The 14,298-nt window shown below is 42.9% G+C and carries 13 protein-coding genes; 6 read left to right on the top strand and 7 right to left on the bottom strand.

Going from position 1 to position 14,298, the window contains the following annotated elements:
* The first annotated feature begins 582 nt into the window (after positions 1-582).
* Both GKR71_RS12225 and mdtD read left to right on the top strand, forming a co-directional pair.
* The gene (locus GKR71_RS12225; protein WP_036950581.1) at positions 583-1,275 is read left to right on the top strand and encodes a FadR/GntR family transcriptional regulator; all 693 of its coding nucleotides are present in this window, start codon (positions 583-585) and stop codon (positions 1,273-1,275) included.
* A gap of 45 nt (positions 1,276-1,320) precedes the next feature.
* Positions 1,321-2,733, top strand: coding sequence for a multidrug transporter subunit MdtD (gene mdtD / locus GKR71_RS12220; protein ID WP_036950583.1), 1,413 nt, complete (start codon positions 1,321-1,323; stop codon positions 2,731-2,733).
* Here mdtD and rbsR read toward each other — a convergent pair.
* The 6 genes from rbsR to rbsD all read right to left on the bottom strand — a co-directional run bounded on the left by rbsR (position 2,730) and on the right by rbsD (position 8,598).
* The gene (gene rbsR / locus GKR71_RS12215) at positions 2,730-3,731 is read right to left on the bottom strand and encodes a ribose operon transcriptional repressor RbsR (RefSeq protein ID WP_410431404.1); all 1,002 of its coding nucleotides are present in this window, start codon (positions 3,729-3,731) and stop codon (positions 2,730-2,732) included. The two genes, mdtD and rbsR, sit on opposite strands and share 4 nt — an antisense overlap.
* A 9-nt stretch (positions 3,732-3,740) precedes the next feature.
* A complete protein-coding gene (gene rbsK, locus GKR71_RS12210; protein WP_036950585.1) occupies positions 3,741-4,664 on the bottom strand; it encodes a ribokinase in 924 nt (307 codons plus the stop codon).
* A 103-nt stretch (positions 4,665-4,767) separates the two neighbouring features.
* A complete protein-coding gene (gene rbsB, locus GKR71_RS12205; RefSeq protein WP_108479110.1) occupies positions 4,768-5,658 on the bottom strand; it encodes a ribose ABC transporter substrate-binding protein RbsB in 891 nt (296 codons plus the stop codon).
* A gap of 39 nt (positions 5,659-5,697) precedes the next feature.
* On the bottom strand, positions 5,698-6,660 hold the full coding sequence (gene rbsC, locus GKR71_RS12200; RefSeq protein WP_036950589.1) for a ribose ABC transporter permease: 963 nt from the start codon (positions 6,658-6,660) through the stop codon (positions 5,698-5,700).
* The gene (gene rbsA, locus GKR71_RS12195) at positions 6,657-8,171 is read right to left on the bottom strand and encodes a ribose ABC transporter ATP-binding protein RbsA (protein ID WP_154634340.1); all 1,515 of its coding nucleotides are present in this window, start codon (positions 8,169-8,171) and stop codon (positions 6,657-6,659) included. The genes rbsC and rbsA overlap by 4 nt, the downstream gene beginning before the upstream one ends.
* A 7-nt stretch (positions 8,172-8,178) precedes the next feature.
* Positions 8,179-8,598, bottom strand: coding sequence for a D-ribose pyranase (gene rbsD, locus GKR71_RS12190; protein ID WP_108479112.1), 420 nt, complete (start codon positions 8,596-8,598; stop codon positions 8,179-8,181).
* A gap of 392 nt (positions 8,599-8,990) precedes the next feature.
* Here rbsD and ravA point away from each other — a divergent pair, with 392 nt between their 5' ends.
* Both ravA and viaA read left to right on the top strand, forming a co-directional pair.
* Positions 8,991-10,514, top strand: a complete 1,524-nt coding sequence (gene ravA, locus GKR71_RS12185) for an ATPase RavA (protein ID WP_154599608.1) — start codon at positions 8,991-8,993, stop codon at positions 10,512-10,514.
* Positions 10,511-11,968: an ATPase RavA stimulator ViaA gene (viaA, locus tag GKR71_RS12180; RefSeq protein WP_036950597.1), complete on the top strand. Its 1,458-nt coding sequence runs from the start codon at positions 10,511-10,513 to the stop codon at positions 11,966-11,968. Before ravA ends, viaA begins: the two co-directional genes overlap by 4 nt.
* Here the strand turns inward: viaA and asnA are convergent, their stop codons facing one another.
* Positions 11,969-12,961 carry an aspartate--ammonia ligase gene (gene asnA / locus GKR71_RS12175; RefSeq protein WP_036950599.1) on the bottom strand — a complete coding sequence of 331 codons (993 nt, stop codon included), beginning with the start codon at positions 12,959-12,961 and terminating at the stop codon, positions 11,969-11,971.
* A 161-nt stretch (positions 12,962-13,122) separates the two neighbouring features.
* On the opposite strand from asnA, the gene asnC reads away from it, so the two are divergent.
* On the top strand, positions 13,123-13,584 hold the full coding sequence (gene asnC, locus GKR71_RS12170; RefSeq protein WP_154634339.1) for a transcriptional regulator AsnC: 462 nt from the start codon (positions 13,123-13,125) through the stop codon (positions 13,582-13,584).
* A gap of 90 nt (positions 13,585-13,674) precedes the next feature.
* Complete coding sequence (mioC, locus tag GKR71_RS12165; protein ID WP_036950602.1) at positions 13,675-14,121, top strand: FMN-binding protein MioC; 447 nt, start codon at positions 13,675-13,677, stop codon at positions 14,119-14,121.
* Positions 14,122-14,298: the final 177 nt, after the last annotated feature.

Raw genomic sequence — 14,298 nt, 5'->3', positions numbered from 1 at the left:
TGTTAGGCCTGCCGCCAGCGTTCAATCTGAGCCATGATCAAACTCTTCAATTAAAAAGCTTGACGCTCAAAGAATGTTACTGTCGTTTGATTTCCGAAGAAACCAAATTACCTATTAGTTCATATATATGAATTAACGTGTTAGTCACTCTTCAAGACTTAAAATCAAATATTTTTTTGATAGTGTCCTGTGAGTGCCCACACAGATTGTCTGATAAATTGTTAAAGAGCGGTGCGACTTAATCTTTTGATTATCGACTTTAGGTCGTTGTCGCGAGGTGTCGTATACTACGTTTTTTATTTAGAAAGTCAAGCGATTATTTTCAACTATTTTCTTTCTTCACCTCTGTTATCACGGGGCTTCGAGGTTTTCTTCGAGCCGGTTTGTCGTGACAACGGATGCGCATTATAGGGAGCTCGAAAAATCTCGCAAGTGTTTTTTTACATATTTATTTCGTTCGCGTTTTTTTTAGCCAAATATGACTTAATAGCGTAAATTACTACTGTTTTTTGACTATTTCAGCAGCAATAATTGATTTACTCACGTAACATATCATTGATTAGTATCTGTATGAGATGAATTATGGAATTGAGCAAGCAACAAAATGCCTCACAAAAAAACCTCTCTTTTATTATTGCGCGGAGTCTTGGACAGCTCATATTAAAAGGCACCTACTTATCTGACTCTATTCTTCCCAGTGAATTAGAATTATCAAAGCAGTTTAATGCCAGCCGAACCGCCATAAGAGAAGCCATTAAAACATTAGCAGCAAAAGGCATGGTTTTAGCTCGCCCTCGAATTGGTACACGAGTCATGCCCTCATCGAATTGGAACTTTCTCGACCAAGACTTATTAAATTGGTGGATTAACAGCGAAGAAAAGTCAGTGGTAATTACACACTTTCAAGTTGTTCGTCTCGCCATTGAGCCTCAAGCTTGCTATCTCGCTGCACTGAATGCCACAGAAGAACAAAAACAGTCTCTACAATTACTATCAAATGAAATGGTAACCTTAGAAAAAGAGTTCGATAGACCTCACTGGATAAAAGTTGATTTTCGTTTTCATCTCACTATCTATCGGGCGTGCTGTAATCCTTTTTTAATTTCGTTCGCGAATCTGTTTAGATCGGTGTACCAGCTTTATTTTGATGCAATAACAGAAAATGATGCGATTGAAGTGGAACTTCATCAACAACTTGCTGATGCTATTATTAATGGCAATAGTCGTGAAGCTTACGATCTCTGCTATACCTTATTAACGACAATGAACAAATAAGCTAACAGAACGAATTCGCTCACCAAATTTATCAATAGGTAACGGATGTTTAAAACTGCTAAAAATATGTCGGGTTTGCCATGGATTGCCGCGATGGCTTTCTTTATGCAAGCGTTAGATGCCACGATATTGAATACGGCACTGCCTGATATCGCCAAAAGTTTGCATCACTCCCCATTAGCGATGCAATCTGCCGTGGTGAGCTATACCCTAACAGTTGCACTGTTAATTCCGGTGAGTGGTTGGTTTGCCGATAGATTTGGTACTCGACGTATTTTTATTATTGCGGTTTCTCTGTTTTCTTTAGGATCATTGCTCTGCGCTCTTTCCCCTTCATTAACAGTGCTTGTTATTTCTCGCGTTATCCAAGGAATTGGCGGGGCGATGATGATGCCAGTAGCGCGACTCGCATTAATTCGGGCGTATCCGCGCAGTGAACTTCTACCTATATTGAATTTTGTCACCATCCCTGGATTAGTCGGCCCCATCTTAGGACCTCTATTAGGTGGTATTCTCGTCACCTATGCCACATGGCATTGGATATTCATTATTAATATCCCTATTGGTGTGCTTGGGATTGTGTATGCATTAAAACATATGCCTGATTTTAAAATGCCAAAACGTAAGTTTGATACCCTTGGCTTTCTTTTATTTGGGTTTGGCTTGGTCATGCTCTCAGTCAGTCTGGATCTGTTCGGCGATAAATCATTATCTAGCTATATTCCTTTGGCTATTGTTCTGGGCGGTTTTCTTTGTCTTCTTCTTTATATACTTCACGCAAGGCGCATTAAGCACGCTATTATTCCGCTCAACTTATTTAAGACAAGAACCTTTTCCATCGGTATTAGCGGTAACATCGCCACTCGATTAGGTACTGGAAGCATTCCATTCTTAATGCCATTGATGCTGCAAGTGGGATTTGGTTATGAAGCGGTGGTGGCAGGAATGATGATGGCTCCACTGGCCATTGGCTCGATTACAGCAAAATCCGCAGTCACAAGAATTCTAACCCGATTTGGATACCGTAATACGCTATTTACTGTCACGGTGATTATTGGGTTGATGGTCTCGCAGTTTTCGCTGCAATCTCCAGATATGTCGATTTATCTGCTTATAGTTCCGTTGTTTGTTTTAGGAATGGTAATGTCCACCCAGTTCACTGCCATGAATACCATTTGCTTAGCGGACTTAACAGATAATAACGCTAGCGCTGGCAACAGTATGCTAGCGGTGACTCAGCAACTTTCGATTAGCTTTGGGATCGCGGTGAGCGCCACCATTTTGAGCTTTTTTGATAACCAGCCAAATAGTAATGTCGTGGATAACTTCCATTACACCTTTATTACTATCGGGGCTATCACGTTACTTTCTGCCTTTGTGTTTTTATTACTCAGTAAAACTGATGGTGATAATTTGATTAAAGGCAAAAGCAAAAAATCTGAGAAAACGCAGAATTAGCGTTTCCTCACTGATTGGCGTTCCACGAGTTTTGGCGTTAAAACTAAAATAGAGGGTTCCGCATCTGGGTTATCCATTCGATAAATAAGTTGGTTAACCGCTTGCTGACCAAGTTCATCCTTTGGCTGATGAACAGTGGTAAGTGGTGGGATCATATAAGAAGAGAGTGCAATATCGTCATAACCAATAATGGAAATGTCGTCAGGTACTTTCATGCCTTTTTGGTAAATAGCTTGGTAAGCACCGACCGCCATCGCGTCATTCCCCGCAAAAATAGCATCTGGAGGATTCGATAACGCCAAAAGCTTATTCATTGAATCAAATCCACCTGAAAATTCAAAATCACTAAAGATAATATATTCTTCGTGGATTTTGAGGGATGCAGCCTTCATGGCATGAAGAAAACCTTGATAACGCGCTTGTGCGGGAGATTTATCTTGAGGACCGGCAATACAGGCGATTCGAGTAAACCCAGCATCGATTAAATGACGCGTGGCGATTTCACCGCCGAGGAACGAGTTATCCTGAATAATATCTCCGGCTGATTCAAACGGAGACCAGTCCATCATTACTGTAGGAACGGAGGGATAACGAGAAAATACCGCTTTGGATGGACCTTGCGCTTCGGTGCACATAATAAGAAGCCCATCGACGCGTTTTTGCAGAAGAGTTTCTAAGCTATGATCCATCCGCTTAAAATCCCCTTCGGTGTTACACAGGATCAAACTGTAACCCAATTCGTAGCAACTACGTTCTACACCACGCACGACTTCCGCATAAAACGGGTTATTACTGGCTGTCAGTAACATTCCAATGGTATTGGTGCGGTTCATCTTCAAACTTCTCGCTAAGGCCGATGGCGCATAGTTGAGTTGTTCGATGGCACTTTTTACCCGTGAAGTAACGCTTTCGCTAACATAGCGATTTTGATTGATAACATGGGAGACGGTGGATGTTGACACGCCAGCAAGGCGAGCAACATCTTTCATTGTTGCCACAAATTTATCCTATTGAAGAAGAAACTGGTCTATTTCATTACGCCATGGAACAGAAGGTTGTGCGCCGGGACGCGTCACTGCAATTGCAGCAGCCGCATGGGCAAAGACAATCGCATCTTCATCGGACTGACCTTCAAGTAGCGCGGTTACATACGCCCCATTGAATGTATCACCTGCTGCAATGGTGTCCACCGCTTTCACTTTAAAGCCCGGAATTATTTTGCCTTGCTTGCCAGATTCACTGAACCAAACCCCTCTGGCACCCAATGTAATCATCACTTTATTAATGCCTTTTTGATGCAGTGCTTGTGCTGCTTTTTGTGCGCCTTCTTCATCATTAACAGCGATGCCCGTTAAATGCTCCGCTTCCGTTTCGTTTGGCGTGATCACATCCACCAGCGACAGTAGCGAATCAGGTAACGCTTGTGCAGGCGCAGGATTTAAGATCACTTGGGTTTGATGTTGGCGCGCAATCTCAGCGGCCATTTGGACAGTTTCAATTGGGGACTCAAGCTGCATCAATAGCGCATCCGCATCGACAATTTTTTGCTGATACCCTGCCAGTCGCTCTGTGGAGAGATGACCATTAGCCCCAGCATTAATCCCAATAATATTTTCGCCTTGCCCGTTTACGTAAATAAGTGCAACACCCGTGGTTTCGCCAGCAACTGAGTCGATGCAATCAATCTTAATCGTATCTTTTTGCAGTTGTTTTTTGATGCTGACGCCGACATCGTCATCACCGACACAAGCAATAAATGTGATATCAGCACCACTACGACCTGCGGCGACTGCTTGGTTCGCGCCTTTACCGCCGAAAGCAACTTGGTAACTATCACCTCTTACTGTTTCGCCTGGCTGGGGAAACTGCTGCACATTGAGAATGTGGTCAACGTTGATACTACCTAAAACAACCAGTTTAGCTGCTGCCATCACATTTATGTCCTTTCGCTACGCAATTAAATAAACCGCCGCAAAGTTTCACGGCGATTTACCAATCTTATTGTTTTATCAAGGATAATTACTTTATATAGATTTATTGTTTTACCACGAGTTCTAATTCAACGGGAACTGTTGCTTCAACTTTCTCGCCTTTTAATACTTTATCTGCGATCTGCACCCCAACAATACCAATTTGATCTGGGCGCTGAGCAATCGTCGCGCCTAATTTTCCGCCTTGAACTGCTTTGATACCGTCATTGGTGCCATCAAAACCAACCACTAAAACGTCATCACGACCAGCAGTTTGTAATGCTCTTAACGCACCTAATGCCATTTCATCGTTTTGTGCAAAAACAGCTTGAACTGCAGGGTGCGCTGTCAATAAGTTTTGCATAACGTTCAAGCCTTTAGTTCTGTCGAAATCCGCAGGTTGGCTCGCTAATACGTTGAATTTATGCTCTTTCGCACCCGTATTGAAACCTTCACCACGTTCACGAGCTGCCGACGTTCCAGAAATCCCTTCTAATTGAATAACTTTGGCGTCATTGCCCGTTTTCTTGGCAATAAAGTCTGCCGCCATTTTTCCACCCATGCGGTTATCAGAAGCAACATGGCTCACCACTTCACCTTTGTTAGCGGCGCGGTCTAAGGTGATCACGGGGATTTTCGCTTTGTTAGCCATCAGGATAGAGTTACCCACTGCGTCAGAGTCAGTTGGGTTGATCAGCATTAATTTGGTACCACGTACCGTTAAATCTTGGACATTCGCTAACTCTTTCGCCGGGTTATCTTGAGAATCCAAAACAATCAGTTCATAACCCAGTTTGTCCGCTTCTTTTTGTGCCGCATCTTTCATAGTCACAAAGAATGGGTTGTTCAGGGTTGAAATAACCAGCGCAATGCTCTCTTTGGCCATCGCGTTCACACTGACGGTTGCTGTTAGTGCAAAAGCGGTAAATAAAGTCGCTAATTTGTTCAGTTTCATAAGAAAATTCCTGTCATTATCGGGTAGGGGTCAGAATCACTATTTTTTGTTATCAACAAGTACAGCTAATAAAATCACAACGGCTTTTACGATCATTTGGTAGTTCGAGGAAATACCGAGTAAGTTCAAACCATTGTTTAAGAAACCAAGGATCAGCGCACCAATCAGCGTACCTACAATGCGCCCTTTACCACCAGCAAGGCTTGTGCCACCCAGTACAACCGCAGCAATCGCATCCAGTTCATAACCGTTACCCGCCATTGGCTGAGCTGAAGATAAACGTGCAACTTCAATCACACTCGCCAGCGCTGCTAATAAACCACACAAGGAGTAAACGATAATTTTAATTTTATCGACATTAATACCGGATAAGCGGGTCGCTGATTCATTTCCGCCTAACGCATAGATATAACGACCTAAGCGAGTGTGGTGTAGCATGTACCAAGCCGCCGCAAAGACGATAACCATTAACCATACTGGGGTAGGAATACCTAATGGGCGACCAATACCAAACCAACCAAATAAATCGGCGTTATCACTAAAACCCGTATTGATTGGGCTGCCATCGGTATAAACCCGGGTTACACCACGTAGTAATAGCATCATGACCAATGTGGCGATAAAAGCTTGGACTTTACCTTTTGCAACAATCACCCCTGTACATGCACCAATTGCAGCACCGAGCGCTAATGCTCCTGCGACAGCAACAAAGGCATTCACTTCAGCTCCGACCATCGATGCAGCTACTGCGCCTGTTAATGCCAATAGTGATCCCACAGACAAATCAATGCCCGACGTAAGAATCACTAATGTCATTCCCACCGCCATAATCGCATTCACAGAAGTCTGTTGCAGGATGTTAAACAGGTTGTTGACCGTAAAAAAGTTAGGGCTTAGGGTTGAAACAATCGCAATTAAGACTAATAGGGCGATTAAGGATTTTTGCTCCATTAGCCATGCTTTGCTGAAGTAGCGTTTTGATGGTGCGGTTGTTGAACTCATGCTGTTAACTCCTGAACTGAGCCGTAATTTTTACCGACTGCGGCCGCCATTAAGGCTTCCTGCGTTGCTTCTTTGGCAGAGAATTCGCCGCTGATATGCCCTTCATGCATAACCAAAATGCGATCGCTCATCCCAATCACTTCAGGCATTTCTGAAGATACGAGGATGATACTCAGCCCTTCTTTTTTAAATTGGTTGATTAGTTGGTAGATCTCTTTTTTTGCCCCGACGTCGACACCACGGGTTGGCTCATCGAGGATAAGCACTTTCGGTCGTGTCATTAGTCCACGGGCAATAGCCACTTTTTGCTGGTTACCACCAGATAAGTTGCCAATAATTTGGTCCATGGATGGGGTTTTAATATTAAATAAGCGGATAAAATCCCCCACGGTCATTTGCTCTTCGCCATGTTTTAATGTGCCGCCAAAGTGGCTGAAGTAACCTAATGCCGTTAAGGACATATTTTCTTTTACTGACATCCCCAGCACTAACCCATCGCGCTTACGGTCTTCCGAAATATAAACGATGCCGTTATTCAAACCATCTTGCGGGGTTTTTAAGGTGACGTTTTTACCTTCTAACTGGATATTGCCGGATTTTTTCGAAGCTGCACCGTAGATGATTTTCATCAGCTCCGTACGTCCTGCGCCCATCAAACCTGAAACACCTAAAATTTCACCGCTTCTTAGCGTGAAACTGGCATTGGTGACACCGGGGCCAGAAACATTTTCAACTTGCAGGCGAATATCGCCAACAGGTACATCGACTCGCGGATATTGGTCTTCCAGTTTGCGTCCTACCATCATCTCAATCAGTTTTTCTTCTTCTAATTCACTGACTGGCTTTTCACCAATAAACTGGCCATCACGAAAAACAGTCACGTCGTCGCAAATTTCGAAGATCTCTTTTAAACGGTGAGAGATATACACAATGCCACAGCCTTGGGATTTTAAATCTTCAATCACGCGAAAGAGTGAGGCAGTTTCGGTATCGGTCAGTGCGTCTGTCGGTTCATCCATAATGATGACTTGAGACTGAAAGCTGAGAACTTTGGCAATTTCCACCATTTGTTGTTCACCGATAGATAATTCGGCGATAGTTTGGTGGCTATCGTAATCAAGGTTTAATCGCTGGAGCAGTTTGTCTGATTCGCTGAACATTTTTTTCCAGTCGATTTTGCCGAATTTGTTCACAAATTCGCGACCTAAAAAAATGTTTTCAGCGATGGTAAGTTCAGGAATTAAATTCAGTTCTTGGTGAATGATCCCGATCCCCGATTCTTGGGAACTTTTCGGACCATTAAACACGACTTCTTTACCAAGGTAACGGATCGCGCCCGCATCTTTGTTGTAGATCCCCGTGAGCACTTTCATCATGGTGGATTTACCCGCACCATTTTCCCCCACCAGCGCCATCACTCGACCAGGGTAGACTTTTAAGGCGGCTCCCGAGAGAGCTTTTACTCCGGGAAAGGCTTTATCAATGCCAATAAGTTCTAATAAAGGTTGCATAGTCACCTCAGAAAGTCACACCAGAACAAAGAATGATATTAGCGTATGGTGAACATTCCCCTGTTCGGATCACGGCTTTGCTTTCATGAGTGCGTTGCTTGAAATGTTCATGGCTGCAATAGATGACTTCAATATGGTTTCCCTGTGCCGCTTCCAATTCATGAAGATGGGCTAAAATGGCTTTTTCCATTTGAGGATTTATTTTGCTGATTTCTTGAGCAAGTATCGCTTTTTCTACCTGCATCTCTTGGGTAATCACTCGCAAAACAGACATAAAATCCGGTAGTCCTTGCGTCACAGCCAGATCGATACGTTCAGCGCTGGCAGGAATGGGTAAACCTGCATCTCCCAACGTGATATGGTCGGTATGACCGAGTTTTGCAATCACGGAAGCAACATTTGAGTTAAGCAACATACCTTTCTTCATTCTTTACCACCGTTTTTAGTCTGTTTTTTCTACTTTCGAGTTTTGGCTCTGCATGAGCGAAACGTTTCGCTTATACAATAATAGTAAAGAATAGTCACAACTCAATGTTCTTATCTTGGTTTTGTGATCACTATCGAAACGTTTCGTTAGCCTATTTTTACAAATAAAAAGCTAACTTATTGAATAAGTTGTCGCTGAATCGTTCCTGCTTAATTAATACTCAGTTGTTCGCTACAACCTAAATTTGTTGCTCTTTATCCGAAATAACATCAAAGAAAAATCACAAAACTGATTGCACAATGAATAAAAGGACAGCTAACCTAGCAATAGCTTGGCCAATAACCATCTCCCTCTAACCCTTAGAAGAGTTATTTAGAGAAAAGGAACACCTTATGCAATTAGCAGAACGGATAGCCCAATTAAGCAACTACCTTGAAGGTGGTTTGTATGAACGTCAGCAAGCTATTCGTTTGTGTTTGCTCGCCACGCTGAGTGGGGAAAGCGTGTTCTTGCTGGGTCCTCCTGGGATAGCGAAAAGCTTAATTGCCCGCCGCATGAAATATGCCTTCCGCCAAGCGAATGCGTTTGAATATTTAATGACGCGCTTTTCTACCCCCGAAGAAATTTTTGGACCGCTTTCCATTCAAGCCTTAAAAGATGAAGGGCGTTATGAGCGTTTAACCAAAGGATACCTGCCCGATGCGGAAGTGGTGTTTTTGGATGAAATTTGGAAAGCAGGCCCTGCCATCTTAAATACCTTACTAACTGCCATAAATGAACGCAAATTCCGTAATGGGGATGAAGAGAAAAATATCCCAATGCGCTTGCTAGTCACCGCATCCAACGAGCTACCGGATGCGGATAATAGTCTTGAAGCGCTGTTTGATAGGATGTTGCTGCGAATTTGGCTGGATAAAGTACAAGAGAAACAAAATTTCCGTGCGCTGCTGACTGGCAAATCTCAGCAAGAAGAAAATTTGGTTCCTGATCACCTAAAAATCAGTGAAGAAGAGTACCGAGAATGGCAAAAAGAAATTCCCAAGGTTTCGCTGCCCGATCACTGTTTTGAATTGATTTACCAATTACGCCAACAAATTGATGCCACAGAGAAGAATCTGTATGTCTCTGATAGACGTTGGAAAAAAGCAGTTTATTTATTGCAGGCTAGCGCATTCTTTAATGGTCGAAACTCTGTTTCACCGTTGGATATTGTGCTACTCAAAGATTGCTTATGGCACGATATGCAGTCAATGAACTTACTGCCCCAATTGCTCAAGTCATTAGTACAAGAAGATGGTTGGCAACAACGTAAATTTACACGAGAAATTGAGCAAGTTTACCAACAGTGGATGTCATCCACCCAAGATCAAAATAACCAAGATGCTTTTAAAGTTTTAAAAAATAACGCGATGTTTGCACGAAAAGCCTCTTATATGTTGCCTGAGAATATTAGCGAAGGGCGTGTAACCCTATTTTTGCATCGCCCATTACAGCTACATAATATGAAAGTGACCTTTATTACCACCGAGAAAAAATCACTGGCAAATTTCCTTAATAAAGGCACCACCTTATCCGCTCATCTTAATGGGATTGGTTTCGCGCAAGAGCTAGCCGCTGAAGTGAATAATTTAAACCAGATCCAACTATTAGATGTTAGCCATCAAGCATCAACCTTATATTTACAAGATAAAAACCCTACAGCGGCACCGACAACCAATAATAAAGAGTGGTTGGATAAGCTTGATGCCATCCAAAATGAGATCCAAGGGGCTAAATATCAGTTTGAGAAGCAGCAACCTAACCTGTTTATCGAGGCGCACTGGCTCGCGGATGTTGAAGAGAGCTTTATTAAGCTTAGCGATAAATTGACCCAACTCCGCCAGCAAATTATGGGAAAGGTGACTAACTCATTATGATGAGCCTAGCGTCCCTCGAATTATTGCTTTCGGTGAATGAAAGCCAGCTGATTGAAGAGATTATTATTTCTCTTCTCGCCACCCCACAGCTGGCGGTTTTCTTTGAAAAGCATCCTCGATTGAAAAAGGCGCTATTAAAAGATCTCTCCAGTTGGAAAAAAGACCTTAAACAGAAGCTGCAAGATGCGTTAGTTCCTCAGCAACTTTCTGAAGAATTTGGGCTATATCAGAAGTCATTGGGCATTCCCACTGATAAGTTTTTCACGCAATTACCCGATGTGATAGCACGGCTCGAGCAGTTAGATTCCCCGTTTTACCGTGAAGCCCTGCAACTGCAAAAGGGAAAAATTGAAAATCGCAGTGCGCGACAATCTTTGATTGTTCAGCGTTGGCGTATTAGTTTGATTTTGCAGGTGACTACATTACATAAAGAACTCTTAGAACAGGAAAAAGAGCAACTGCTGGCGGAATTACAGCGCCGTTTAGCACTGAGCGGAAATCTTGAGGATATTCTAGGGGAAAATGAGCGCTCTTCTGGGCGATTATGGGATCTGAGCAAAGGGTTTAGTAACCCAGCGGCTTATAATGATCAATTAATCGCGCGCTACAGTGATTTTTTGCGCCAGCAACCCGAGCTTGAAAAAATTGCTCAGCTACTGGGGCGTAGCCAATCAGCCAAATCTATTCTGGATGATAATGTAATCCTTGAGCCGATGACGGTGATGGAAAAAGTCCCGGAAACTGTACCTGAACAAGTGAATGGCTTAAACCAGAGTGACGATATTCTGCGGCTATTACCGGCTGAGCTTGCGATGTTAGGGCTTGAAGATATTGAATTCGAGTTCTACCGCAAGTTATTAGAGAAACAGCTTATTACCTATCGCTTACAAGGGGAAAGCTGGCAAGAACGCAAAGTTTTACGCCCTGTGACCCATCATCAACATGAAGATCAGCCCAGAGGACCATTTGTGGTATGTATCGATACTTCAGGTTCTATGGGTGGAATCAATGAACGCTGTGCAAAGGCGTTCTGTCTGGCTTTAATGAAAATCGCGCTGGCGGATAACCGAGCTTGTCACGTGATGCTGTTTTCCACTGAAATTGTTCATTATGACCTTCTCTCTGCGGATGGCTTAGAACAATGCATGCGCTTCTTGCATCAAACATTCCGTGGTGGAACAGACTTGGCAGCATGTTTACGAGAAACAACGGTAAAATTAGAGTCAAAACAGTGGAGTGATGCCGATGCGGTTGTCATTTCGGACTTTGTGGCTCAACGCTTACCGGATGAGTTAATTCAGAAGATTAAGTCCCTTCAGAAGGTTGGTAAATACCGCTTCCATGCGGTATCCGTCTCAAATTATGGGAAGCCCGGTATCATGAAGATATTTGATCATATCTGGCGCTTTGATACAGGGCTAAAAAGCCGACTACTACGCCGTTTTAATCGCTAATTACAGCATATCTTCAACTGTTTCAGCCATTTCTGGTGACCAAACACCACACTGAACTTGACCGATATGTTGACGTTGCAGCAGTAACATCACTAAGCGAGATTGGCCAATACCACCACCGATAGATTGCGGCATTTCACCTTTGACTAACGCTTGATGCCATTCCAGTTCCATACGTTTTTCATCACCTGTTAATGCGAGTTGGCGAGTTAAACATTCAGGACTGACACGGATCCCCATTGAAGAGATTTCAAATGCGTCTTGTAATACTGGGTTCCAAACAATAATGTCACCGTTTAAGCCTTTGAAGCCATCTTCGTTTTCGGTTGTCCAGTCATCGTAGTCTGGTGCACGTACATCGTGGGATTCACCGCTTGACAGTTTTCCACCAATACCGATTAAGAATACCGCACCCAATTCTTTCGCAATCGCACGCTCACGACCTTTCGCGTCTAAATCTGGATAACGTTTTAGCAGCTCTTCGCTGTGGATAAAGTGAATTTGGTCTGGCAGGAACGGTGCCAGCCCAAATTCTTTACTTACGGCAGCTTCTGTTTCTTTTATTGCCTTATAGATTTTACCCACTGTCTGCTTCAGATAAGGAAGCGTACGATCCTCATCTGCCATCACTTTTTCCCAATCCCACTGGTCAACATAGACGGAGTGGATTGGGGTTAAGCGATCCTCGTCCGGACGTAACGCTTTCATGTGAGTGTACAGACCTTGACCTTCGCTGAAACCAAAACGACCTAAGGTTTTGCGTTTCCATTTAGCCAAAGAGTGAACCACTTCAAACGTTGCACCAGGAATTGATTTCACTTTTACTTGAACGGCTTTTTCGCAGCCTGATAAGTTGTCTTGTGTACCATCACCTAAACGGCTCAGGATAGGACCTTGAACTTCGATTAAGCCAAGCTCTTTTTCAAGTAAACGTGAGAAATAGGATTTAACAAAGCTGATTTGTTGCTGATGTTCGATGAATGACTTGTCCATAATTTTACCCATAATTTGTTAGCTGTAATTAGCCGATGTGTAGATTAAGCAACAAAATGAGGTATAAATTCAATATCCATCATTAAAAAAAGCCTTTACTGTTTATTTTAATTAAAAAAATGGGTATAAAAATGAATAATCATCAAAATGAGGGCTAAATAATGCCAGAAAATTATCAAATCGATAATCTCGATCGTGACATACTTCACGAATTAATGGTCAATGCACGTACACCTTATGCTGAACTCGCCAAAAAATTCTCGGTAAGTCCCGGAACTATTCATGTGCGAGTGGAAAAAATGAAGCAAGCTGGGATCATAAAAGGAACCCGTATCGATATCAGCGCAAAACAATTGGGTTTTGATGTCTGCTGCTTTATAGGGATCATTTTAAAAAGTGCCAAGGATTATCATACTGCCCTCAAAAAGTTAGATGCTTTAGAGGAAGTCGTGGAGGTTTACTATACGACGGGTCAATACAATATCTTTATTAAGGTAATGTGCCGCTCGATAGATTCCCTTCAAGATGTACTTATCAACAAAATTCAGACTATCGATGAAATACAATCAACCGAAACGCTGATCTCCTTACAGAACCCGATCATGCGAACGATCACCCCGTAGAAAAAAATGATATAACCACATTATCCACAGGTAGATCCCAGCTCATTCACAGCGTACAATAGCGGCCTGTTAATGTGAAAGAGAGTGACCATGAGCGTAACAAAAGTAACCTTAATTAGTGGCAGTACCATGGGCAGTGCCGAATATGTAGCGGAGCATATGGCAGAGATTTTAGAAGAACTCGGCTATGAAACGGATATACAGCACGGTCCTGAACTAGATGACTTACCACTTGAAGGGTTATGGCTGGTGGTGAGCTCCACACATGGCGCAGGGGATCTTCCCGAAAATATCCAACCGTTAGCGGAAGCAATTCAATCTCAGTCACCAGACCTGAGTAAGATCAAATACGGTGCAGTGGGGATTGGTAGTTCGGAATATGACACTTTTTGTGGTGCGATCCATACCCTTGATACCTTATTACAGGATCATGGTGCAAAAAGGATCGGTGATTGCTTCGAAATTGATGTTCAGCAACACGAAATCCCTGAAGATCCCGCAGGTGTTTGGGTTAAAATTTGGGCAAACGAACTCTAATCTGTTCAAATTAACAGCAAACAACTGTGGATAACTCAGGTAAGATCATGGTATTAACCGGTAGTTATCCAGATTATAAGTTTTAGGTCGTCCAAGACCTGTGCATAAGTCCCTATTTTGATCCCAGCTTATACGCAAAAGGATCACGGATCATTCACAGTATATGATCCTTTACAC

It is taken from the genome of Providencia sp. wls1922 (genome assembly GCF_009706505.1).
Classification (GTDB): Bacteria; Pseudomonadota; Gammaproteobacteria; order Enterobacterales; family Enterobacteriaceae; genus Providencia; species Providencia lanzhouensis.
This window is presented reverse-complemented; position numbering and strand designations above follow the sequence as displayed.